Source organism: Pseudomonas sp. LBUM1655, assembly GCF_059716085.1.
Genome location: NZ_CP166801.1, coordinates 1,324,718 through 1,347,333, shown reverse-complemented (window position 1 = coordinate 1,347,333; position 22,616 = coordinate 1,324,718). Strand labels below are relative to the sequence as shown.

The window sequence follows — 22,616 nt, the reverse complement described above, 5'->3', positions numbered from 1 at the left end:
TCAGGCCTCCAGCGCGGTGTATTGGTCGGGGTCGTCGATATTGCTGACTTCCCAGGTACGGGCGAATTTCGGCGTGCCGAGCGGATCGTCGAGCAGCGTCGGGCCAAGGTAGAGGGTCTGGTTGAATGTCAATGTCCAGGCCTTGTATTGCTGATCGGCGCGGATGAGTAGTGAAGGCAAGCCATCAATATTCATCGGCAAATCGCATTGATCGCCAGGCAGATTCCAGCGGTTGTCGGTGATCAGGTTTTTCAGCATGGCGATCAGATCGCAGGCGGCAAATGCCGTGGCGGAAAGCGCCGGGATGACTTGCAGCGACAACGTCATGACATGAGCAATTCGCCCATCGGCGGAGCGAACTCCCGACGCATTTCGGTCGAAGTCGATCAGCACCCAGGCCTGATCGCCGGGAGCATTGAAATCATCTTGATTGCCGACACTGAGGGTGAGTCCTGCGGTGTTGCGCAGCGTCGTCGCGATGGCTGTGAACAATTGCGACGGCTGCTGGATCGGTGTGGGCATACATGACCTCCTTTTCAATCGTCCACGCGAAGCCCTGCCGCCAAAAATGGCGGCACGGAAAACAGTCAGGGTTAAGGCTGGTCGCGCGGCGGGACTTCGCAGACACCGATGCGCTTGGCGGCCCAGCGTTCGTACAGGCCGATCGCGACGTCGGCGCCGGCCATTGCTGTCAGGCAGCCGAACGCGCCGGCGGCCCAGATCGACAATCCCGCGGCATACAGCAGCATGATTGCCGAGACGCCGCAGATCATGCAGGCGCCGGAGCGCAGGGCCAGGCGCCGCAGCAATGACCAGCCGCGGGCGCCTTCCTTGTCGGCGCGCCACATTTCGCCGGACACCCCGCCCACTACGGCGAGTAGGATGACCAGCCAGATCGGCATGTCCGCCAACGCTTGTTGCTCGCTTGTCATGTCACGCCTCCTGGGGGTGATTGATGAATAGTGTGTGTTGGGTTCAATCGTGTTCTCTTGAGGTAGGCATTCCAAAAAGCCCGGCAAATCCGCCGGGCTTTTCAGTAATGCGCTCCGGTTCAAGCAGAGAAAGCAAATGCATCAACCCGGATTCAAGGAACTTCAGGCCAGGTGACGGTCAGCGGATAACCCGGCTGTTTATTGACGTTGCTCATGTCGATGAAAAACTGCTTGTAGGCCAGCAATGCGGCTTCATCGGCTGGCGTAGCCAGACCCAGCTCAACCTTGTACGCCAGCGCACTGGAAGCCAAAGTGTTATTGGCTCGTTCGAGTCGTGGCGTTCTTGCGCTACGCAGTTCGTTAGAAAGCTGCGACGGCTGCCCCCACATATCGCTGTCGGTAAACTTCCAGACACCGTCGGTTTTTACTGCGTTCCAGGAGTAATCAATCTTGGGCAAAGCAGTGACATCTACCCAGACCTGATTGGCGGGAAACTCATCGGTGATCGGGTTATCGGTTTCAAAAATATTGTCGACCTGACCAGCAACTACACGTGCGTACTTTTTCATGCTCATCTTCCTTATTGATTGCCGGCATCCCGGCCTTTCAGTTCCTGCCCGGGTAGGCATTCCAAAAAGCCCGGCAAATCCGCCGGGCTTTTCAGTAATGCGCTCCTTCGCCTTCCTTTAAGTCCTTTAGTCAAAAAAGGAAGCTGACTTTTCGGCGCTACTGGCGCGGTACGAGTCCGTTCAAATTGTTTTTCCGACCGCGGTCCCTGCCCGCCGGATAACTGCTTCTGGTGCTTTACGCTGCACACCCGGGTCAGTTGCCAACCCTCTGAACCGTTGAGGCCGGTTCATCGCTGCCTGTTCTTGTGGAACTAAAGAGCTTTCGTTTCCAGCCGCTTTGTCGAGCGGCTTGGTGGCAATAATATGCATGGATGCATATACAGTCAATGCGTAAATGCATTTATTTATGCACAAGAAATGCATTGACGCATGCATGCCGCATAAATCGTGGCGTTGAGGGTTTTGCGCAGGCGAAAAAAAACCCGCCGATGGCGGGTTTTATCTGACCGGGGTCTGCTTAGCGGGCGTACATGCCCCACCAGAAGACGTGACCGAGGATGACGATCTGCTCTTCCTGGATTTCCTGGAAGGTGTAGTCCTCGTCCGGATGTTCGTCGCGATTGAAGCTGCGCAGGCGGATACCGGTAGGCAGGCGATAGAGTTGCTTCACCCGCAACTGGCCGTTGTGATTGATCGCATAGAGGTCGCCATCAATGATGTCGCCGATACCGCACTTGCCCGCGTTCACGCCGACCGTGGCGCCGTCACGCAGCACCGGTAACATGCTGTTGCCACGCACCGTCACGCACTTGGCCTGATCGAATTGCACGCCGTTATGGCGCAGGCTGCGCTTGCCGAAGCGCAGGCTAGAGCGCTCGCTCTCTTCGATGACGAATCTTCCTGATCCTGCTGCCAATTCAACCTCGCGAAGGAAGGGCACCGACACCTCGTCGTCATCGACAGGCGTGTCGTCGTCCCACAGCATTATGTCCTTGAGTTCCGCATGCACGTCATCACGCGCGGCACCGGCCGACGGCGCAACATCTGCACGGCCGCGCAACTGATCGGTGCTTACATTGAAGTACTCGGCGATTTTCGAAATGTGTTTATCCGAAGGATCGACGATCTTCCCGCTGAGAATCCGCGAGAGAGTGGATTGAGGCACGCCGGTGCGACGATGGAGCTCCGTGGGGGAGATCCCGTGCTGGTCGAGCAGTGCTCTTAAGACGGAGGATACGTTGCGTTTTTGCATAACGCGCATAGTGCTTGAAGTTTTTATCGAAGACAAATGCTGATTTGCATAAATTGTGCATAAACACACAAATTATGGGCAAAAGTGTCAGTGGGCCGTCATGCCTGCGTCGGATAGACCGCCATGGTAATCTTGCGCCCATCGCGGAAAAGCCCGGCGGATGCCCCGCTTTTGCCCTACACCTTTGAACGAGTTGCCTGACAATCCGATGAATAAAGCCGTCTCCGACCTGTCCTCCCACACTCCGATGATGCAGCAGTACTGGCGCCTGAAGAACCAGCACCCGGATCAGCTGATGTTCTATCGCATGGGCGATTTCTACGAAATCTTCTATGAAGACGCGAAGAAGGCAGCCAAGTTGCTGGACATCACTCTGACAGCGCGCGGGCAGTCGGCGGGGCAGGCGATTCCGATGTGCGGGATTCCTTACCACGCGGCGGAAGGGTATCTGGCGAAACTGGTCAAGCTCGGCGAGTCGGTGGTGATCTGCGAGCAGGTTGGCGACCCGGCCACCAGTAAAGGCCCGGTAGAGCGCCAGGTTGTACGAATCATCACGCCGGGAACGGTCAGCGACGAGGCGCTGCTGGATGAGCGCCGCGACAACCTGATCGCTGCGGTACTGGGTGACGAGCGTCTGTTCGGTCTGGCGGTGCTGGATATCACCAGCGGCAACTTCACCGTGCTGGAGATCAAGGGCTGGGAAAACCTGCTGGCGGAACTGGAGCGCGTCAATCCGGTTGAGCTTTTGATCCCGGACGATTGGCCGAAGGATCTGCCGGCGGAAAAACGCCGTGGCGTGCGTCGTCGTGCGCCGTGGGATTTCGAGCGTGACTCGGCGCTGAAAAGTCTCTGCCAGCAGTTTTCCACACAAGACCTGAAAGGCTTCGGCTGCGAAACCCTGACCCTGGCCATCGGCGCCGCCGGTTGCCTGTTGGCCTACGCCAAGGAAACCCAGCGCACCGCCCTGCCCCACTTGCGCAGCCTGCGCCACGAACGTCTCGACGACACCGTGGTACTGGACGGCGCGAGCCGGCGCAACCTGGAGCTCGACACCAATCTGGCCGGTGGCCGCGACAACACCCTGCAATCAGTCGTCGATCGCTGCCAGACCGCCATGGGCAGCCGCTTGCTGACCCGTTGGTTGAACCGTCCGTTGCGCGATCTGACTGTATTGCTGGCGCGCCAGACCTCGATCACCTGCCTGCTCGACGGTTACCGCTTCGAAAAGCTGCAACCGCAGCTCAAGGAAATCGGCGACATCGAGCGCATTCTTGCGCGGATCGGCCTGCGCAATGCCCGTCCACGTGACCTCGCGCGCCTGCGTGATGCCCTCGGCGCGCTGCCGGAACTGCAAGTGGTAATGACCGATCTCGAAGCGCCGCACCTGCAAGGCCTGGCAACCACCACCAGCACTTACCCGGAACTGGCGGCGCTGCTGGCAAAAGCCATTATCGATAACCCACCTGCGGTAATCCGTGATGGCGGTGTCCTGAAGACCGGTTACGACAGCGAACTGGATGACTTGCAATCGCTGAGCGAAAACGCCGGGCAGTTCCTGATCGATCTGGAAGCGCGGGAGAAAGCCCGCACCGGCCTGTCCCACCTGAAAGTCGGCTACAACCGCATTCACGGCTACTTCATCGAGTTGCCGAGCAAACAGGCGGAATCGGCTCCGGCAGACTACATCCGGCGCCAGACGCTGAAAGGCGCCGAGCGCTTCATCACGCCGGAACTGAAAGAGTTCGAAGACAAGGCGCTATCCGCCAAGAGCCGCGCCCTGGCGCGCGAGAAGATGCTCTACGAGGCGCTGCTGGAAGATCTGATCAGCCAGTTGCCGCCGTTGCAGGACACCGCTGGCGCACTGGCCGAACTGGACGTGCTGAGCAACCTTGCCGAACGTGCGCTGAACCTTGATCTGAACTGCCCGCGTTTTGTCAGCGAGCCATGCATGCGCATTACCCAGGGTCGCCACCCGGTGGTCGAGCAAGTGCTGACCACGCCGTTCGTGGCCAACGACCTGAGTCTGGATGACAACACGCGCATGCTGGTGATCACTGGCCCGAACATGGGCGGTAAATCCACCTACATGCGTCAGACTGCTCTGATCGTGCTGTTGGCGCATATCGGTAGCTTCGTGCCGGCTGCCAGTTGCGAACTGTCGCTGGTCGATCGGATCTTCACCCGGATCGGTTCCAGCGATGACTTGGCCGGTGGCCGTTCGACCTTCATGGTGGAAATGAGCGAAACCGCCAACATCCTGCACAACGCGACCGAGCGCAGTCTGGTGCTGATGGACGAAGTCGGCCGCGGTACCAGCACCTTCGACGGTCTGTCGCTGGCATGGGCGGCGGCTGAGCGTCTGGCGCACCTGCGTGCCTACACGCTGTTCGCGACTCACTATTTTGAACTGACTGTTCTGCCGGAAGCCGAGCCGCTGGTGGCCAACGTGCATCTCAACGCAACAGAGCACAACGAGCGCATCGTGTTCCTGCACCATGTGCTGCCGGGGCCTGCGAGCCAGAGCTACGGCTTGGCGGTTGCGCAACTGGCCGGTGTGCCAAGCGAAGTGATCGTGCGTGCCCGCGAGCACTTGAGCCGCCTGGAAGATACGGCATTGCCGCATGAGGCACCGAAACCAGCCGCAAAAGGTAAACCGGCCACGCCACAACAGAGCGACATGTTCGCCAGCCTGCCGCATCCGGTACTGGATGAGTTGGCTAAACTGGATATCGACGACATGACGCCACGCCGTGCGCTAGAAATGCTCTATGCATTGAAGAACCGGATATAAGCACTGAAGAAGCGGATATAACGCAAACGGCTTCAAGCTGTTAGAATCTCGCGCGGTTTGGGATGCTGCTGGCTAATAGCCTGGCCAGCAGGCATCGCTCCCGAACCTGGCGACCCCAACCGTGAAGGGGCAACGCTGCCGCCGCCTGAGGAGAAAATTAGAAATGACCTTCGTCGTCACCGACAACTGCATCAAGTGCAAGTACACCGACTGCGTAGAAGTCTGTCCGGTGGACTGCTTTTACGAAGGCCCGAACTTCCTGGTCATTCACCCGGATGAGTGCATCGACTGCGCCCTGTGCGAACCAGAATGCCCGGCCGTAGCCATTTTCTCCGAGGACGAAGTTCCGGAGGAGATGCAGGAGTTCATTCAGTTGAACGTCGAGCTGGCCGAGATCTGGCCGAACATCACAGAGAAGAAAGAATCGATGCCGGATGCCGAAGAGTGGGATGGCGTCAAAGGCAAGATCAAAGACCTCGAACGCTGATCTGCCCCGCGTTCAATAAAAAGGCCCCTTGCGGGCCTTTTGCTTTTCCGGGATTGCTTTTTTGCAGACAAAAAAAGGGGCGGTTTGACCCGCCCACATTTTTTCCCTATTCCCTGTGTTCCTTTTCATCGTCCTGATGAATCGCGTCCTGCGATGTCCTTCCCCTCGTCCTTGAAGGGCGTGTCTGTCCGTCGACACAACCCAGATACTAAAGAGTTCCCTGCCAAGAGCAATTGGCGGTGGAGACTGGAATGGGCTGTCACAAGCACTTCATATTAATAAATAAAGATATAAATCAATAAGTTATAAAAATACCACAATCAGAATAGACGTCTGCCACCGTGCAAATCTTGCGAACACTTACGAAAGAGTAAGCCGAAGCTTACACCGAGAGACTACAAATGATGGAAATGCTGACCGTATGTCCGGCAACAAAAAACCCCGAACCAGTCGGGGCTTTTTGTGGGCGGTGGTTCGATGCGCTTACTGGAACAACGACTCGCTCGACAGGCCATTCTTCTCGAGAATTTCCCGAAGGCGCTTGAGGCCCTCCACCTGGATCTGTCTCACCCGTTCCCGGGTCAGACCGATCTCAAGGCCTACGTCTTCCAGTGTGCTGCTCTCGTGGCCGCGCAGACCGAAGCGGCGTATGACCACCTCGCGCTGCTTGTCGGTCAGCTCCGACAGCCATTGATCGATGCTCTGCGACAAGTCGTCATCCTGCAGCAGTTCGCATGGATCGGTTGGCCGATCATCCGTCAGGGTGTCCAGCAGGGTTTTATCCGAATCCGGACCCAGCGAGACGTCGACCGAAGAAACCCGCTCGTTCAGGCCCAGCATGCGCTTGACCTCGGCCACTGGTTTTTCCAGCAGGTTGGCGATTTCTTCGGGTGAAGGTTCGTGGTCGAGCTTTTGCGTCAGCTCCCGTGCAGCCCGCAGGTACACGTTGAGCTCCTTGACCACATGAATCGGCAGCCGAATGGTCCGGGTCTGATTCATGATGGCGCGCTCGATGGTTTGACGAATCCACCAGGTCGCGTAGGTCGAGAAGCGGAAACCGCGTTCGGGATCGAACTTTTCCACCGCGCGGATCAATCCGAGGTTGCCCTCTTCGATCAAATCCAGCAGCGACAACCCCCGATTGACGTAACGCCGGGCGATTTTGACCACCAGCCGCAGGTTACTTTCAATCATGCGCTTGCGCCCGGCGGGATCGCCACTTTGCGACAAGCGCGCAAAATGAACTTCTTCCTCCGGGGAGAGCAATGGGGAAAAGCCGATTTCGTTGAGATACAACTGCGTGGCATCGAGTGCCCGCGTGTAGTCGATGTACTTATGTTGTTTAAGTGAAGCGGAGTGTTTGGATTTGGAACGAACGGAAGGTGGAGCAGCCCCTTCATCATTCGACATCGAATCCGAATCGATGCCGGCCTCCATAAGGAGAACCTCATCGTCGATGTCAAACTCCGGCACTTCTTTACTGAGAGCCATTGTTATAGTCCTTTGGTGAGTTCGACCCCAAGCTCAAGCGACGCCTTTATCCTTGGCAGCGCTGGAGCCTGTCCCCTCTACGCGACGGAACAGGCTGGCTTACAAATCAACGTCTTGGCAGGAACTGCAGCGGATCTACAGGTTTACCTTGTCGGCGAATCTCAAAATGCAGTTTCACCCGGTCTGTACCCGTTGACCCCATTTCGGCAATTGTCTGTCCGACCTTGACCTGCTGTCCCTCCCGAACCAACAGCCGACGGTTGTGACCGTAAGCACTGACGTAGGTTTCGCTGTGTTTGATGATGACTAATTCGCCGTAGCCCCTTAAGCCACTCCCGGCGTATACCACCGTCCCATCAGACGCAGCTAAAACAGGCTGTCCCAAATCCCCGGCGATATCAATTCCTTTATTCAAACTACCGTTTGAAGAGAATTTTCCAATCAGAATGCCATTAGATGGCCATCCCCAGCCGGTCGGGGCTGGACCCGCTGGAGGCAGTGGAGCTTGGGTTTGCTTGTTGGCGACGGACGGTACTGCACCAGTAGAACCGCCCGCAGAACCGGTGGTTGTAGTGGTGGTCGTGCCATTTGCCTGACGCCGGATTACCGTAGTTTTGCTGGATGATGAAGGCGAAGAACTGGCGTTGCTTACCACCGCCGTGGACGTTGAACCGGCGCGGCCGTCGAAGCGAATTGTCTGACCCGGATGGATCGTATACGGCGTAGGAATATTGTTCCGGGCTGCGAGGGCTTTGTAGTCCCAGCCGTAGCGAAAAGCGATTGAAAACATCGTATCGCCCGGACGGACCACGTATTGCCCGGTCGTCACTGTAGGACGCTGCGCGACTGCATTGTTGCGATCGACTACCCGGACATTGCTCGATTTGGTGCTGGAGCAACCCACCAGCAAGGTGCTCAAGACAAGGCCAGTCACCAGGCGCTGAAAGCTCGTGTTACCCATACGCTGCGCAATGACTGTGAGACTCACCCGCCGCTCCCTTTGTGGTGGCTGAAAAATTTTGAATGCCGGATTTCGGCATAAGTATCGCAAGTATAACGGGCCGAATCGGCTTTACCTTTAATGAAGCGAAATCGCTTCGCGCACACGTTTGCAAGCTGACAATCTGCGCCGTTTAAACCATCGTCGCCGGAGTAAGACCGAGGCGAACGAAAGGAATTCAGCGCCTGTGCATAAATGCTCAGGCCAACGGCCCATTGAGCAAAGGCACGAAGCGAACAGCGCCCAAAACGTGTCGTGAGAAACCGTGCTCTTCACGCACGATCAGCATCAATTGCTGTACTTCCCCCGAGCCTACCGGGATCACCAGACGTCCACCCGGAGCCAACTGATCAAGCAACGCTTGCGGCACGTCGGTGGCCACGGCTGTAACGATAATGCCGTTGTAAGGCGCCAGGGCCGGCCAGCCTTCCCAACCGTCGCCCCAACGAAACACCACGTTGCGCAAGTTCAACTCGACCAGACGTTCCTTGGCGCGATCCTGCAGAACCTTGATGCGCTCAACCGAGAACACCCGCTCCACCAGTTGCGACAACACGGCCGTCTGATAACCCGAACCGGTGCCGATCTCCAGTACCTTGTCCAGCGGACCGGCCTCAAGCAGCAGCTCGCTCATGCGCGCCACCATATAAGGCTGGGAAATGGTCTGGTTATGGCCGATTGGAAGCGCCGTGTCTTCATAAGCGCGGTGCGCCAGTGCTTCGTCGACAAACAGGTGTCGCGGCGTGCGGCGAATCACTTCCAACACCTTGGCGTTGGACAAGCCTTCTTCGTACAGGCGCTGGATCAGACGTTCCCGCGTGCGCTGGGACGTCATGCCGATGCCGCTGCGCATTCTGTCTTCGTGTTCACGAGCCATCAGCGCAGTCCCTCCAGCCAGCCGTCGAGACTTCTGAAGGCATCGTTGAAGGTGCGATCGAGCTGCAAAGGGGTGATGGAAACATAGCCTTGCATCACGGCATGAAAGTCCGTGCCCGGCCCGCCATCTTCAGCATCGCCAGCGGCAGCAATCCAATAACCGGCTTTGCCGCGTGGATCGACGACTTTCATCGGCGCCGCCGCCCGGGCACGATGGCCAAGTCGGGTCAGCTGAATACCGCGAATATGGTCGATGGGCAGATTGGGAATGTTCACGTTGAGCACCGTGCGCGGCGGCAGATCGAGCCCGGCATGGGCCTCGACCAGTTTGCGCGCAAAGTAGGCCGCCGTAGGAAGATTATCCACCTGACGTGAGACCAGCGAAAAGGCAAACGACGGACGTTCGAGGAATCGCCCTTCAAGGGCGGCCGCCACTGTCCCGGAATACAACACATCATCGCCAAGATTGGCGCCGAGGTTGATACCGGAAACCACCATGTCCGGCTCACGTTCCAGCAGACCATTAAGGCCCAGATGCACGCAGTCGGTCGGTGTGCCATTGAGGCTGATAAAGCCGTTGGCCAGATATTGCGGGTGCAACGGACGGTCGAGCGTCAGCGAACTGCTGGCGCCGCTTTTGTCCTGCTCCGGGGCGATAACCACGCACTCGGTGTAATCTGCCAGCGCAGCATAAAGCGCGGCGAGACCGGGTGCGGTTACCCCATCGTCGTTAGAAATCAGAATACGCATGGGCTGTCCGTCTGCCCCACCGGCACCAGATCAACGAGTTCGCGCACCAATACGGTGGCGAAGCATCCGGCCGGGAGGACGAATTCCAGTTGCAGAATGTCAGGCTGGGGATAATGCCACGTCAACCCGCCAATGGGCAGCCGCAGGATGCGACGTTCGTGGCTCATGCCGGCGTGAATCAACCAATCTCGCAGATCCGCTTCACGGGCGGTAATCCCCTGCTCCAGATCATGGACAGCGCCAGCGGCCGGGGAGTCACCTTCGCCCCACTGCGGGCCGGTGGGATGCAGGTCGAGAATCGCCAGACGCGGATCGCTGCATTCAGCTTCACCGGCGGGAAAAAAGCTGCGGCTGTCGGTGAATGCCAGCAGGTCGCCAACCAGCGCGCGCTGCCAGGTGCCATCGGCGACCCGCGCCGCCAGCACCTGATTGAACAGAAAACTGCGTGCCGTCGACAGCAGTCGCGAGCGCACATTGCGTTGCTCAGGCAACGCCTTGCGCGCCGCCCACGCACGCGCATCGACGACGTTGCCGCCGTCATGGCCGAAACGCTGAGCGCCGAAGTAATTGGGAATGCCTTGCTTGGCGATCAGTTGCAGACGCTCTTCAATAGCCGCTTTGTCGCCAGCGAATTGGGTCAGGCGCAGGGTAAAACCATTGGCCGAATGCGCGCCGCGTTGCAGCTTGCGCTTGTGGCGGGTGGTTTTGAGAATCTTCAGCGTATCGTTTTCCGCTGCCGACAGATCCGGATCAGCCTTGCCCGGCAGCTGCACGCTGAACCACTGACGGGTCAGCGCCTGACGATCCTTCAGCCCGGCATAACTGACCGTGCGCAGAGGCACACCGGCAGCCTTGGCGATGCGCCGTGCAGCCTCTTCAGTATTGAGGCCGCGTTTTTCGACCCAGATCCATAGGTGTTCGCCGTCACCGCTAAACGGAATATCGAGGACTTCATCGACCTGGAAATCCTCAGCGATGGCTTTCAGTACTGCGGTGCCGAGGGGTTCGCCATAGGCCCGCGGGCCGAGCAATTGCAGTTCATTCATGCGCGCAGCAACAAGGCAACGGAGTGCACGGCAATGCCTTCTTCGCGACCGACAAAGCCAAGCTTCTCGGTAGTAGTAGCTTTCACGTTCACTTGGTCCAACTCAACTTGAAGATCCGCAGCGATCAGCGCGCGCATCGATTCGATATGCGGGGCCATTTTGGGTGCCTGCGCGACGATGGTGTTATCGACGTTGCCGACTTTCCAGCCTTTGGCGTGGATCAGCCCGACCACATGGCGCAACAACGCACGGCTGTCGGCGCCCTTGAACTGCGGATCGGTGTCCGGAAAGTGTTTACCGATATCACCCAGCGCCGCGGCACCGAGCAAGGCATCGCTCAAGGCGTGCAGCAGGACGTCACCGTCGGAATGAGCGAGCAGCCCGAAGCTGTGTGCGATTTGCACCCCGCCCAGAGTAATGAAATCGCCTTCAGCGAAACGGTGCACATCATAGCCGTGGCCAATACGCATAAGAAAAAACGCCCCGATTTTTGTCAGGGCGTGATTCTACCTGCATTAACCGCGCAGAGCGCGTGCGTGATGCTGCAAGTGGTCGTCTATAAAGCTTGAGATGAAGAAATAGCTGTGGTCGTAGCCCGGTTGAGAGCGCAAGGTCAGCGGATGGCCCGCTTGTTTTGCTGCTTGTTGCAGGGCTTCCGGTTTGAGTTGGGTGGCGAGGAAGTCGTCGCGATCACCTTGGTCAACCAGCAGCGGCAGCTTTTCATCGGCCTCGGCGATCAGCGCGCAGGCATCCCATTCTTTCCACTTCGAACGGTCTTCGCCCAGGTAACGGGAGAACGCCTTCTGCCCCCACGGGCAATCCATTGGATTGTTGATCGGCGAAAATGCCGACACCGATTGGTAACGCCCCGGATTGCGCAATGCACAGACCAACGCACCGTGACCGCCCATAGAGTGCCCGCTGATGCTGCGCTTATCGGACGCCGGGAAATGCGCTTCAACCAGTGAAGGCAATTCCTGCACGACATAGTCATGCATCCGATAGTGCCGCGACCAGGGTTCCTGCGTGGCATTCAGATAAAAACCGGCACCGAGACCGAAATCCCACGCGCCATCCGGATCGCCCGGGACATCAGGGCCGCGCGGACTGGTGTCCGGCGCCACGATGATCAAGCCCAGCTCGGAGGCCATGCGCATGGCGCCAGCCTTCTGCATGAAGTTCTCATCGGTGCAGGTCAGACCCGACAGCCAATACAACACCGGCAGCTTGCCGCCCTGCTCCGCCTGCGGCGGCAGGTACACGGCAAATACCATGTCGCAACCGAGCACGTCGGATCGGTGGCGATAGCGCTTGTGCCAACCACCGAAACTTTTCTGACAGGAGATGTTTTCCAGACTCATGTAAAGACTCCTACGCGGTCACGGCAACAAGACTTCACGACTTGTTGCCATGTCACCACGATTGATCAGAAATGAATGACGGTACGAATGCTCTTGCCTTCGTGCATCAGGTCGAACGCCTTGTTGATATCTTCCAGGCCCATGGTGTGGGTGATGAAAGTATCCAGCGGGATTTCGCCGCTCTGGGCCATGTCGACATAGCTTGGCAATTCGGTGCGACCGCGCACGCCACCGAACGCCGAACCGCGCCAGACGCGACCGGTGACCAACTGGAATGGACGGGTGGAAATTTCCTGACCAGCACCGGCAACACCGATGATTACCGACTCGCCCCAGCCTTTGTGGCAGCACTCAAGGGCTGCGCGCATCAGTTGCACGTTGCCGATGCATTCGAAGGAGAAGTCGACGCCGCCATCGGTCATGTCGACGATCACTTCCTGGATCGGACGATCGAAGTCTTTCGGGTTCACGCAGTCGGTGGCGCCGAGCTGCTTGGCGATTTCGAATTTGGCCGGGTTGATGTCAATGGCGATGATGCGTGCAGCCTTGGCTTTCACCGCGCCGATCACTGCAGACAGGCCGATGCCACCCAAGCCGAAGATTGCCACGGTGTCACCCGGTTTGACTTTGGCAGTGTTGAGCACTGCGCCGATACCGGTGGTGACACCGCAACCGAGCAGACAGACCTTTTCCAGCGGTGCGTCTTTGGAAATTTTTGCGACGGAGATTTCCGGCAACACGGTGTATTCCGAGAAGGTCGAAGTACCCATGTAGTGGAAAATCGTTTCGCCCTTGTAGGAAAAGCGCGAAGTGCCGTCCGGCATCAAGCCTTTGCCCTGAGTCGCACGAATCGCCTGACACAGGTTGGTCTTGCCCGACTTACAGAATTTGCACTGGCCGCATTCCGGGGTGTACAGCGGAATCACGTGATCGCCGACGGCAACTGACGTCACGCCTTCGCCGATGGCTTCAACGATTGCGCCACCTTCGTGGCCGAGGATCGACGGAAAGATGCCTTCCGGGTCTGCGCCGGACAGGGTGTAAGCGTCGGTGTGGCAAACGCCGGAAGCCACCACGCGCAGCAACACTTCACCAGCCTTGGGCATGGCGACATCGACTTCTACGATTTCCAGCGGCTTCTTGGCCTCGAAGGCAACGGCGGCGCGCGACTTGATCATGCTGACTCTCCAGTGAATCCATTGAATAAAAAAACCAGACAAGGAGTGTAATACATAGCTTTACGATGAATAATCAGGCCAAAAGCAAAACATTATTGCCACACAGGGATAATCCCGATGTCCGAAAACCGCTGGGAAGGCATCGACGAGTTCGTCGCCGTCGCCGAATGCAGCCAGTTCACCGCCGCTGCCGACCGTCTTGGGGTTTCTTCCTCGCACATCAGTCGACAAATCGTACGACTGGAAGAGCGCTTGCAGACACGCCTGCTCTATCGCAGCACACGTCGCGTGACGCTGACCGAAGCCGGGCAAACCTTTCTCCAGCACTGTCAACGATTGCAGGACGGTCGCGAAGAAGCCTTGCGCGCGGTCGGTGATTTGACCAGCGAACCGAAGGGCATGCTGCGCATGACTTGCGCGGTGGCCTATGGCGAACGTTTTATCGTGCCGCTGGTGACGCGGTTCATGGGGCTGTACCCACAACTGCGCATCGACATTGAATTGAGTAACCGCCAACTCGATCTGGTGCATGAAGGGCTGGATCTGGCGATTCGCCTCGGCCGCTTGCAGGACTCACGACTGGTCGCGACGCGTCTGGCACCACGGCGCATGTTTCTTTGCGCCTCGCCGTCCTATGTCGAACGGTACGGACGCCCACACAGCTTGTCGGAATTGAGCCGGCACAATTGCCTGATCGGCAGTTCGGACATCTGGCAGCTTGAGCAAAACGGCCGGGAATTTTCCCAGCGGGTGCAGGGAAACTGGCGCTGCAACAGTGGGCAAGCGGTGCTGGATGCCGCGCTACAAGGGGTTGGATTGTGTCAGTTGCCGGATTATTACGTGCTGGAGCATCTGAACAGTGGCGCGTTGATTTCGTTGCTGGAGGCGCATCAGCCGCCGAACACGGCGGTGTGGGCGCTGTATCCGCAGCAGCGACATTTGTCGCCGAAGGTGCGCAAGTTGGTGGATTTTCTCAAGGAAGGATTGGCCGAGCGGCCGGAGTATCGAATTTAAAGGCTTTGATCTTCTAGCGGCGGTTAGTCCAACGCTGCCGCAACCATTCCAGATCTTCAGGACGGGTGACTTTCAGGTTGTCCGCCCGCCCTTCGATCAGACGCGGCGCCAGGCCCGCCCATTCCATCGCCGAGGCTTCATCGGTGATCACGGCATCCGCCACCAGGCTGTCCGCCAACGCCCGATGCAACGCGCCAAGGCGGAACATCTGCGGCGTATAGGCCTGCCAGATCACACTGCGATCGACGGTCTCGACCACACGACCGTTTTTGTCGACCCGCTTCAGCGTGTCGCGCGCAGGCACTGCGAGCAAACCACCCACCGGATCACTCGCCAGTTCAGCGAGTAACTTGTCGAGGTCATCGCGACTCAGGTTGGGCCGTGCCGCATCGTGCACCAGCACCCAATCCTCATCATCGGCACCTTGGGCATGCAGATGCAGCAAGGCATTGAGCACCGAACCGGAGCGCTCGGCACCGCCCTCAACCCGCTGAATACGCGGATCGTTGACGCAGGCGAGGTTCGGCCAATAAGGATCATCAACAGCAAGACTGACCACCAAGCCCTTGAGGCTCGGGTGATCAAGAAAACAGCCGAGGCTATGTTCGAGAATTGTGCGCCCGCCCAGTTGCAAGTATTGCTTGGGACGGTCCGCGGCCATACGGGCACCGACGCCCGCGGCAGGAATCACGGCCCAGAAGGCCGGCAGGGAATCGATCATTGGGCCAACTGGTAAAGGGTTTCGCCGTCCTTGACCATGCCCAGCTCATGACGAGCACGCTCTTCAACGGTCTCCATGCCTTTCTTCAGCTCGCTGACTTCTGCGTCCATCACCCGGTTGCGCTCCAGCAAACCTTCGTTCTCGGCATGTTGCTCAGCAATCTGCTGATTCAGCTCGGCGACTTGCGCCAGACTGCCATTGCCCACCCACAGGCGGTACTGCAGACCGGCCAGCAGCAAGAGCAAAACGAGAAACAACCAGTAAGGACTGCGCATCGAATATCAGGTATCCAGTGAAAAAAGACAGCCACGCCAAAACTTTGAAACGTCTGATAGCACGAAGCCTGGAAGATCCAGGCTTGTGCTGTTAAGGCATCAGATTAGTGGCAAATCCATCGCTGTCACGACTTTTCCGACACAATCCGGTGTCTTTTTACCATTTACAACTTAGCCGCGGAACTCGGAGCGACCGTTGTACTTGGCTTTACCATTCAACTGCTCTTCGATACGCAGCAGTTGGTTGTACTTGGAAACGCGGTCGGAACGGCACAGCGAACCGGTCTTGATCTGGCCAGCCGAGGTGCCCACAGCCAGGTCGGCAATGGTCGAATCTTCGGTTTCGCCAGAGCGGTGCGAGATCACGGCGGTGTAACCGGCAGCCTTGGCCATCTGGATGGCTTCCAGGGTTTCGGTCAGGGTGCCGATCTGGTTGAACTTGATCAGGATCGAGTTGGCGATCTTTTTATCGATGCCTTCTTTCAGGATCTTGGTGTTGGTCACGAACAGGTCGTCGCCTACCAGTTGAACCTTCTCGCCGATCTTGTCGGTGAGGATCTTCCAGCCAGCCCAATCGGACTCGTCCAGACCGTCTTCGATGGAGATGATCGGGTAACGCTCGGTCAGGCCTTTGAGGTAGTCAGCGAAACCTTCAGCGGTGAACACCTGGCCTTCGCCGGACAGGTTGTACTTGCCGTCTTCGTAGAATTCGCTGGCCGCGCAGTCCAGTGCCAGGGTCACGTCGGTGCCCAGTTTGTAACCGGCGTTGGCCACGGCTTCGGAGATCACTTTCAAAGCGTCTTCGTTGGACGCCAGGTTCGGTGCGAAACCGCCTTCGTCGCCAACGGCAGTGCTCAGGCCACGGGCCTTCAGCACAGCTTTGAGGTGATGGAAAATCTCGGTGCCCATGCGCAGACCTTCCGAGAAAGACTTGGCGCCAACCGGCTGAACCATGAATTCCTGGATGTCTACGTTGTTATCGGCGTGCTCGCCACCGTTGATGATGTTCATCATCGGCACCGGCATCGAGTAAACACCCGGTGTGCCGTTCAGGTTGGCGATGTGTGCGTACAGCGGCAGATCCTGATCCTGTGCAGCAGCCTTGGCCGCAGCCAGGGACACGGCGAGGATGGCGTTGGCGCCCAGGGTCGCTTTGTTTTCAGTACCGTCGAGCTTGATCATCGCGTGATCCAGCGCTTTCTGGTCGCTTGGGTCGGTGCCCAGCAGCAGATCGCGGATCGGACCGTTGATGTTGGCTACCGCTTTGAGCACGCCCTTGCCCAGGTAACGGCTCTTGTCGCCATCACGCAGCTCGAGTGCTTCACGCGAGCCAGTGGATGCACCGGACGGCGCGCAAGCGCTGCCGATGATGCCGTTGTCGAGAAGCACGTCCGCTTCCACGGTGGGATTGCCACGGGAGTCGAGAACTTCACGACCTTTGATGTCGACGATTTTTGCCATTGTTGTAAACACTCCAAAGTTGACGAAAACGACGCAGCTAGAGGAAATCTTTTTACCGTCGGCAAGGGGTGTACGGCGGGCAGCTTGCAGACGATAACGCTCATGCCCGAGGGCATGAGCGACAAATCGTGCGGTACTTTACCGGAGAATTGAGGTTTACGCGGTTTCTACCGTCGGAAAACTCTTCACCAGTTCGTCCAAGGCTTTGAGCTGGGCCAAGAATGGCTCCAGTTTGTCCAGACGCAAGGCGCAAGGGCCGTCGCATTTGGCGTTGTCCGGATCCGGGTGAGCTTCGAGGAACAGACCTGCCAGGCCTTGGCTCATGCCAGCCTTGGCCAGATCCAGAACCTGCGCACGGCGACCGCCGGCGGAGTCGGAACGACCGCCAGGCATTTGCAGCGAGTGGGTCACGTCGAAGAATACCGGGTACTCGAACTGCTTCATGATGCCGAAGCCGAGCATGTCGACCACAAGGTTGTTGTAGCCGAAACTCGAACCACGCTCGCAGAGAATCAATTGATCGTTACCCGCTTCCACGCACTTGTTCAGGATGTGCTTCATTTCCTGAGGCGCGAGAAACTGGGCTTTCTTGATGTTGATGACAGCCTTGGTCTTGGCCATCGCGACGACCAGATCGGTCTGGCGCGACAGGAAGGCCGGCAGTTGAATGATGTCGCAGACCTCCGCGACGACCGCAGCCTGGTCAGGCTCGTGGACGTCGGTGATGATCGGCACGCCGAAGGCTTGTTTGATGTCCTGGAAGATGCGCATGCCCTCTTCCAGGCCAGGACCGCGATAAGAGGCGACAGAAGAACGGTTGGCCTTGTCGAAACTGGCCTTGAACACGTAAGGGATGCCGAGTTTTTCGGTGACCTTCACGTACTCTTCGCAAACCTGCATGGCCATGTCACGGCTTTCCAGCACGTTCATGCCGCCGAACAGCACCATGGGTTTGTCGTTGGCAATCTCGATGTCGCCGACGCGGATGATCTTCTGTGCCATCGGGGTTACGCCTTCTTCTGGTGTTGAGCCAACGCTGCTTTGACAAAACCGCTGAACAGCGGATGGCCATCACGTGGTGTCGAGGTGAACTCAGGGTGGAACTGGCAAGCGACGAACCATGGATGATCCGGTGCTTCGACCACTTCAACCAGCGCAGCATCGGCGGAACGACCGGAGATTTTCAGGCCGGCTTCGATGATTTGCGGCAGCAGGTTGTTGTTCACTTCGTAACGGTGACGGTGACGCTCGACAATCACGTCCTTGCCGTAGCAATCGTGCACTTTGGAACCGGCTTCGAGCAGGCAGTCCTGAGCACCGAGGCGCATGGTGCCGCCCAGGTCAGACGATTCGGTACGCACTTCAACGGCGCCGGTGGCGTCTTCCCACTCGGTGATCAGACCGACAACCGGGTGACCGCTGGCGCGATCGAACTCGGTGGAGTTGGCGTCTTTCCAGCCCATCACGTTACGGGCGAACTCGATGACCGCCACTTGCATGCCGAGGCAGATGCCGAGGTAAGGAACCTTGTTTTCGCGAGCGTACTGAACGGCAGTGATCTTGCCTTCCACGCCACGCAGACCGAAGCCGCCCGGTACCAGAATCGCGTCAACACCTTCCAGCAGCGCAGTGCCCTGGTTTTCGATGTCTTCGGAATCGATGTAGCGCAGGTTGACCTTGGTACGGTTGCTGATGCCGGCGTGACTCATCGCTTCGATCAGCGATTTGTAGGCGTCCAGCAGTTCCATGTACTTGCCGACCATGGCGATGGTGACTTCGTGTTCCGGGTTCAGCTTGGCATCTACGACCGCTTCCCACTCGGACAGGTCAGCGCTGCCGCATTGCAGGCCAAAACGCTCGACAACGAAATCATCCAGACCCTGGGAGTGCAGGATGCCCGGGATCTTGTAGATGGTGTCGGCGTCTTCCAGCGCGATCACCGCACGTTCTTCAACGTTGGTGAATTGCGCGATCTTGCGACGAGACGAAATGTCGATCGGGTGATCGGAACGGCAAACCAGTACGTCTGGCTGCAGGCCGATGGAACGCAGTTCCTTGACCGAGTGCTGGGTTGGCTTGGTTTTGGTTTCGCCCGCGGTGGCGATGTACGGCACCAGCGTCAAGTGCATCAGCATCGCGCGCTTGGCGCCGACTTCGAAACGCAACTGGCGGATGGCTTCGAGGAACGGTTGCGACTCGATGTCACCCACGGTGCCACCGATTTCGACCATCGCCACGTCAGCGTCACCGGCACCCTTGATGATGCGGCGCTTGATTTCGTCGGTGATGTGCGGAATCACCTGGATGGTTGCACCCAGGTAGTCACCACGGCGCTCTTTGCGCAGCACGTGCTCGTAGACACGGCCGGTGGTGAAGTTGTTGTTCTGGGTCATGGTCGTGCGGATGAACCGCTCGTAGTGGCCCAGGTCCAGGTCGGTCTCGGCGCCGTCGTGGGTGACGAACACTTCACCGTGCTGGAACGGGCTCATGGTGCCCGGGTCGACGTTGATGTACGGATCCAGCTTAAGCATGGTGACCTTAAGCCCCCGCGCCTCCAGGATGGCCGCCAATGAAGCCGAGGCAATGCCTTTCCCCAATGAAGAAACAACACCGCCCGTGACGAATATGTAGCGCGTCATGAAAAACCCTAGAAGTCTGCGTTAAAGCGGTACGAGCCGCCGGGGAAAGCGAAGGAAGGCCGAAGCCCCCGATCACCTGCATTAATCACAGTGCACCTTTCAAAAAAACCGCCGCGTTGGGACAGACCGGCAGATGAAACACCGGTACGTTGCTCGCTACACATTTTTTGGAATCGCCCAGCAAAGACTGCTTGGTAATCGGCAACTCCTGCAATTCAGGCGAATCCACAGAAGTTGTATCAAGAAGGGAGCGTAGTCTACCGGAATGCCCCTTTCATCTCAAACCTTGATCTTCGTCTGTTGGCTGCCAATGCAATTGCCAGCCGTCCTGCCCATTGCCATCAAGACCCGGCAGGTTCGCCACCGCGAGCAATTCTTCGCCGCGAAACAGCAGCGGCAATCTGCCACGCACGAAGCCCGGCACCGCGCGTTCATTGAGCAGCCGCTTAAGATCGCGACGGCCGCGATCCGCGAGATGCATCACTTCGCCGCCCTGACGATAGCGGATCTGCAACGGCCCGACGGGAGTCTGACCGCTGAACATGACACGTCCGTTATCGGGCAAGCGTAGCGGTGACGACAGGTCATGCCAGTCGCAACCGATCACCGGCGCACTCAGCCAGACGCCACTGAGCCACCACATACGACCGGCGCTGCGGTGCAATTCGCCATCGGCCAGACGCCAGACCGGTGTCGCATCGTGGGCGGCGTCGCACAGATCCGACCAACCCGACCAATGGTCAGTGTCGGGCAACCGTGTCAGCGGTTCGAGCCAGTGACTCAAGGCATTTCGCTGACGAGCGGCAGACAGCGCGGCCAGCGGCGCCAACTCAAGTGAGCGCAATCCCAGCCATTCGAATTTATGACGAGTGTTGGCTTGAGCTAGATCCACCTGTGCCAGCTCATCGAGCAGGCCTTGCGCTTCACGCAAATGCGAAGCGCTGCGGGCCATGCTGGCCTGCGCTTGCGGCCAGCGTCCGGTCAGCGCCGGCATGACCTGATGGCGCAGATAATTACGCGAAAACTGCCGGTCCTGATTCGACGGATCTTCAATCCAAGTCAATTGATGAGCTTGCGCGTACGCTTCCAGCTCGGCCCGAGGGACATCCAGCAATGGACGAACCAGCGTGCCCTGCCCCACTGAACGCTGCGGTGGCATTGCGGACAAACCGCGCACCCCGGCACCGCGCATCAGCCGGAACAGTAAGGTTTCCGCCTGATCGTCGCGATGCTGGCCAGAGAGCAATACGTCATCAGACTGCGTCACCGAACTGAACACCGCATACCGCGCATCCCGCGCCGCCCGTTCCAGGCTCGCCCCTGGTTGCACGGTCACCCGTTCGATCAGCAACGGCACACCCAGCGCATCGCAGATCAACTGACAATGATGCGGCCACGCATCAGCCACAGCCTGAATGCCGTGATGGATATGGATAGCGCTTAGCGGGGGAAGGGATTCGGATTTAGCGAGATGAGCGAGCAGATGCAGCAGGACGGTGGAGTCGAGACCACCTGAGAAAGCGATGCGCCAATGAGCGGCATTGCGCCAAGGCTCAAGACTCAGCAGAAGCCTTGCAGGCAAATCAATCGATGATCGATCCATATCTTTCTCTTTGCCCAAATCAAATGTGGGAGCGAGCCTGCTCGCGATAGCGGTGTAACAGCCAACACATTGGTTGAATGTTACCCCCTCTTCGCGAGCAGGCTCGCTCCCACATGGGTATTGCGCAGTCGACTTAGAGACCGTAGCTCATCAGTCGATCATAACGGCGCTTCAACAGCGCTTCGTTGTCGAACTTCTTCAGCATCGCCAGTTGCGAGCTCAGCTCGGCACGAATCGAAGCCGCTGCGCTTGCCGGATCACGGTGCGCGCCGCCCAGAGGCTCGCCAATCACCTTGTCGACAATGCCCAGGCCCTTCAGACGCTCGGCGGTGATGCCCATCGCTTCAGCGGCATCCGGCGCTTTTTCGGCGGTTTTCCACAGAATCGACGCGCAACCTTCCGGCGAGATCACCGCATAGGTCGAGTATTGCAGCATGTTCAGCTGATCACAGACACCGATCGCCAAAGCACCGCCGGAACCACCTTCACCGATAACAGTGGCGATGATCGGGGTCTTCAGGCGCGACATGACCCGCAGGTTCCAGGCAATCGCTTCGCTCTGGTTGCGCTCTTCAGCGTCAATGCCAGGGTAGGCGCCCGGGGTGTCGATGAAGGTCAGGATAGGCATTTTGAAACGCTCGGCCATTTCCATCAGGCGGCAGGCCTTGCGGTAGCCTTCCGGACGCGGCATACCAAAGTTGCGGCGTACCTTCTCGCGCACTTCACGGCCCTTCTGGTGACCGATGATCATCACCGGTTGATCGTCCAGACGGGCGATGCCGCCAACGATCGCAGCGTCGTCGGAGAAGTGACGGTCGCCGTGCAGTTCGTCGAACTCGGTGAAGATGTGCTCGATGTAATCGAGGGTGTACGGGCGTTTCGGGTGACGCGCCAGGCGTGCGATCTGCCAGCTGGTCAGCTTGCCGAAGATGTCTTCGGTCAGCGTTTTGCTCTTGTCCTGCAGGCGGGAGATCTCATCGCCGATATTCAGCGAATTGTCATTACCGACCAAGCGCAACTCTTCGATCTTGGCTTGCAGGTCGGCGATCGGCTGTTCGAAATCTAGAAAATTCGGGTTCATAGGCGTCCGTCTTGGGTCGTGTCCCAAATGAGCTTGGGCCGGCCGGTTGTCTATTCGCGCCCTACCTTAAGGAAAAGGCGCGCTAAGGT

General features: G+C 58.3%; 22 protein-coding genes. 3 read left to right on the top strand and 19 right to left on the bottom strand.

Going from position 1 to position 22,616, the window contains the following annotated elements; genetic code table 11:
* From ACA074_RS05875 to ACA074_RS05860, 4 genes are all read right to left on the bottom strand, one after another.
* Nucleotides 1-522, bottom strand: coding sequence for a hypothetical protein (locus ACA074_RS05875; RefSeq protein WP_497678595.1), 522 nt, complete (start codon nt 520-522; stop codon nt 1-3).
* 71 nt (nt 523-593) lie between these two features.
* Entirely contained in the window at nt 594-932 is a 339-nt protein-coding gene (locus ACA074_RS05870; protein ID WP_038357950.1) for a phage holin family protein, read from the bottom strand.
* Nucleotides 933-1,084: 152 nt separating this feature from the next.
* Nucleotides 1,085-1,501 carry a tail fiber assembly protein gene (locus ACA074_RS05865; RefSeq protein ID WP_489878298.1) on the bottom strand — a complete coding sequence of 139 codons (417 nt, stop codon included), beginning with the start codon at nt 1,499-1,501 and terminating at the stop codon, nt 1,085-1,087.
* 517 nt (nt 1,502-2,018) lie between these two features.
* Nucleotides 2,019-2,753: a LexA family transcriptional regulator gene (locus tag ACA074_RS05860; RefSeq protein WP_095191963.1), complete on the bottom strand. Its 735-nt coding sequence runs from the start codon at nt 2,751-2,753 to the stop codon at nt 2,019-2,021.
* 208 nt (nt 2,754-2,961) lie between these two features.
* Between ACA074_RS05860 and mutS the strand changes: the two genes are divergently transcribed.
* Both mutS and fdxA read left to right on the top strand, forming a co-directional pair.
* Nucleotides 2,962-5,544 carry a DNA mismatch repair protein MutS gene (gene mutS, locus ACA074_RS05855; RefSeq protein WP_497678594.1) on the top strand — a complete coding sequence of 861 codons (2,583 nt, stop codon included), beginning with the start codon at nt 2,962-2,964 and terminating at the stop codon, nt 5,542-5,544.
* A gap of 163 nt (nt 5,545-5,707) precedes the next feature.
* Nucleotides 5,708-6,031 carry a ferredoxin FdxA gene (fdxA, locus tag ACA074_RS05850; RefSeq protein ID WP_054047139.1) on the top strand — a complete coding sequence of 108 codons (324 nt, stop codon included), beginning with the start codon at nt 5,708-5,710 and terminating at the stop codon, nt 6,029-6,031.
* A 483-nt stretch (nt 6,032-6,514) separates the two neighbouring features.
* Here fdxA and rpoS read toward each other — a convergent pair whose 3' ends face one another.
* From rpoS to ACA074_RS05810, 8 genes are all read right to left on the bottom strand, one after another.
* The gene (gene rpoS, locus ACA074_RS05845; RefSeq protein ID WP_489880874.1) at nt 6,515-7,522 is read right to left on the bottom strand and encodes an RNA polymerase sigma factor RpoS; all 1,008 of its coding nucleotides are present in this window, start codon (nt 7,520-7,522) and stop codon (nt 6,515-6,517) included.
* A 106-nt stretch (nt 7,523-7,628) separates the two neighbouring features.
* On the bottom strand, nt 7,629-8,510 hold the full coding sequence (locus ACA074_RS05840) for a peptidoglycan DD-metalloendopeptidase family protein (RefSeq protein ID WP_489880873.1): 882 nt from the start codon (nt 8,508-8,510) through the stop codon (nt 7,629-7,631).
* Between the two features lie 211 nt (nt 8,511-8,721).
* On the bottom strand, nt 8,722-9,357 hold the full coding sequence (locus tag ACA074_RS05835; protein ID WP_177327338.1) for a protein-L-isoaspartate(D-aspartate) O-methyltransferase: 636 nt from the start codon (nt 9,355-9,357) through the stop codon (nt 8,722-8,724).
* A gap of 41 nt (nt 9,358-9,398) precedes the next feature.
* Complete coding sequence (gene surE / locus ACA074_RS05830) at nt 9,399-10,148, bottom strand: 5'/3'-nucleotidase SurE (RefSeq protein WP_187679138.1); 750 nt, start codon at nt 10,146-10,148, stop codon at nt 9,399-9,401.
* The gene (gene truD / locus ACA074_RS05825; protein ID WP_497678593.1) at nt 10,136-11,194 is read right to left on the bottom strand and encodes a tRNA pseudouridine(13) synthase TruD; all 1,059 of its coding nucleotides are present in this window, start codon (nt 11,192-11,194) and stop codon (nt 10,136-10,138) included. The genes surE and truD overlap by 13 nt, the downstream gene beginning before the upstream one ends.
* Nucleotides 11,191-11,664 (bottom strand): 2-C-methyl-D-erythritol 2,4-cyclodiphosphate synthase, encoded by a 474-nt coding sequence (gene ispF, locus ACA074_RS05820; RefSeq protein ID WP_187679140.1) that lies wholly within the window; start codon nt 11,662-11,664, stop codon nt 11,191-11,193. The genes truD and ispF overlap by 4 nt, the downstream gene beginning before the upstream one ends.
* A 45-nt stretch (nt 11,665-11,709) precedes the next feature.
* Complete coding sequence (gene fghA, locus ACA074_RS05815; protein WP_497618198.1) at nt 11,710-12,555, bottom strand: S-formylglutathione hydrolase; 846 nt, start codon at nt 12,553-12,555, stop codon at nt 11,710-11,712.
* A gap of 65 nt (nt 12,556-12,620) precedes the next feature.
* A complete protein-coding gene (locus ACA074_RS05810; RefSeq protein ID WP_008081726.1) occupies nt 12,621-13,733 on the bottom strand; it encodes an S-(hydroxymethyl)glutathione dehydrogenase/class III alcohol dehydrogenase in 1,113 nt (370 codons plus the stop codon).
* A gap of 117 nt (nt 13,734-13,850) precedes the next feature.
* Here ACA074_RS05810 and ACA074_RS05805 point away from each other — a divergent pair, with 117 nt between their 5' ends.
* Nucleotides 13,851-14,747 carry a LysR family transcriptional regulator gene (locus ACA074_RS05805; RefSeq protein WP_497678592.1) on the top strand — a complete coding sequence of 299 codons (897 nt, stop codon included), beginning with the start codon at nt 13,851-13,853 and terminating at the stop codon, nt 14,745-14,747.
* Between the two features lie 13 nt (nt 14,748-14,760).
* Here the strand turns inward: ACA074_RS05805 and ispD are convergent, their stop codons facing one another.
* From ispD to ACA074_RS05770, 7 genes are all read right to left on the bottom strand, one after another.
* A complete protein-coding gene (gene ispD / locus ACA074_RS05800; RefSeq protein ID WP_489880871.1) occupies nt 14,761-15,468 on the bottom strand; it encodes a 2-C-methyl-D-erythritol 4-phosphate cytidylyltransferase in 708 nt (235 codons plus the stop codon).
* Entirely contained in the window at nt 15,465-15,743 is a 279-nt protein-coding gene (gene ftsB / locus ACA074_RS05795) for a cell division protein FtsB (protein ID WP_095189352.1), read from the bottom strand. The genes ispD and ftsB overlap by 4 nt, the downstream gene beginning before the upstream one ends.
* 171 nt (nt 15,744-15,914) lie before the next feature.
* A complete protein-coding gene (gene eno, locus ACA074_RS05790; RefSeq protein WP_042557893.1) occupies nt 15,915-17,204 on the bottom strand; it encodes a phosphopyruvate hydratase in 1,290 nt (429 codons plus the stop codon).
* 156 nt (nt 17,205-17,360) lie between these two features.
* Nucleotides 17,361-18,206 (bottom strand): 3-deoxy-8-phosphooctulonate synthase, encoded by an 846-nt coding sequence (kdsA, locus tag ACA074_RS05785; RefSeq protein ID WP_497678591.1) that lies wholly within the window; start codon nt 18,204-18,206, stop codon nt 17,361-17,363.
* Between the two features lie 5 nt (nt 18,207-18,211).
* The gene (gene pyrG, locus ACA074_RS05780) at nt 18,212-19,843 is read right to left on the bottom strand and encodes a CTP synthase (protein WP_489880870.1); all 1,632 of its coding nucleotides are present in this window, start codon (nt 19,841-19,843) and stop codon (nt 18,212-18,214) included.
* 274 nt (nt 19,844-20,117) lie between these two features.
* Nucleotides 20,118-21,446 carry a tRNA lysidine(34) synthetase TilS gene (gene tilS / locus ACA074_RS05775; protein ID WP_497678590.1) on the bottom strand — a complete coding sequence of 443 codons (1,329 nt, stop codon included), beginning with the start codon at nt 21,444-21,446 and terminating at the stop codon, nt 20,118-20,120.
* Between the two features lie 133 nt (nt 21,447-21,579).
* Nucleotides 21,580-22,527, bottom strand: a complete 948-nt coding sequence (locus tag ACA074_RS05770) for an acetyl-CoA carboxylase carboxyltransferase subunit alpha (RefSeq protein ID WP_187679147.1) — start codon at nt 22,525-22,527, stop codon at nt 21,580-21,582.
* Between the last annotated feature and the right edge of the window lie 89 nt (nt 22,528-22,616).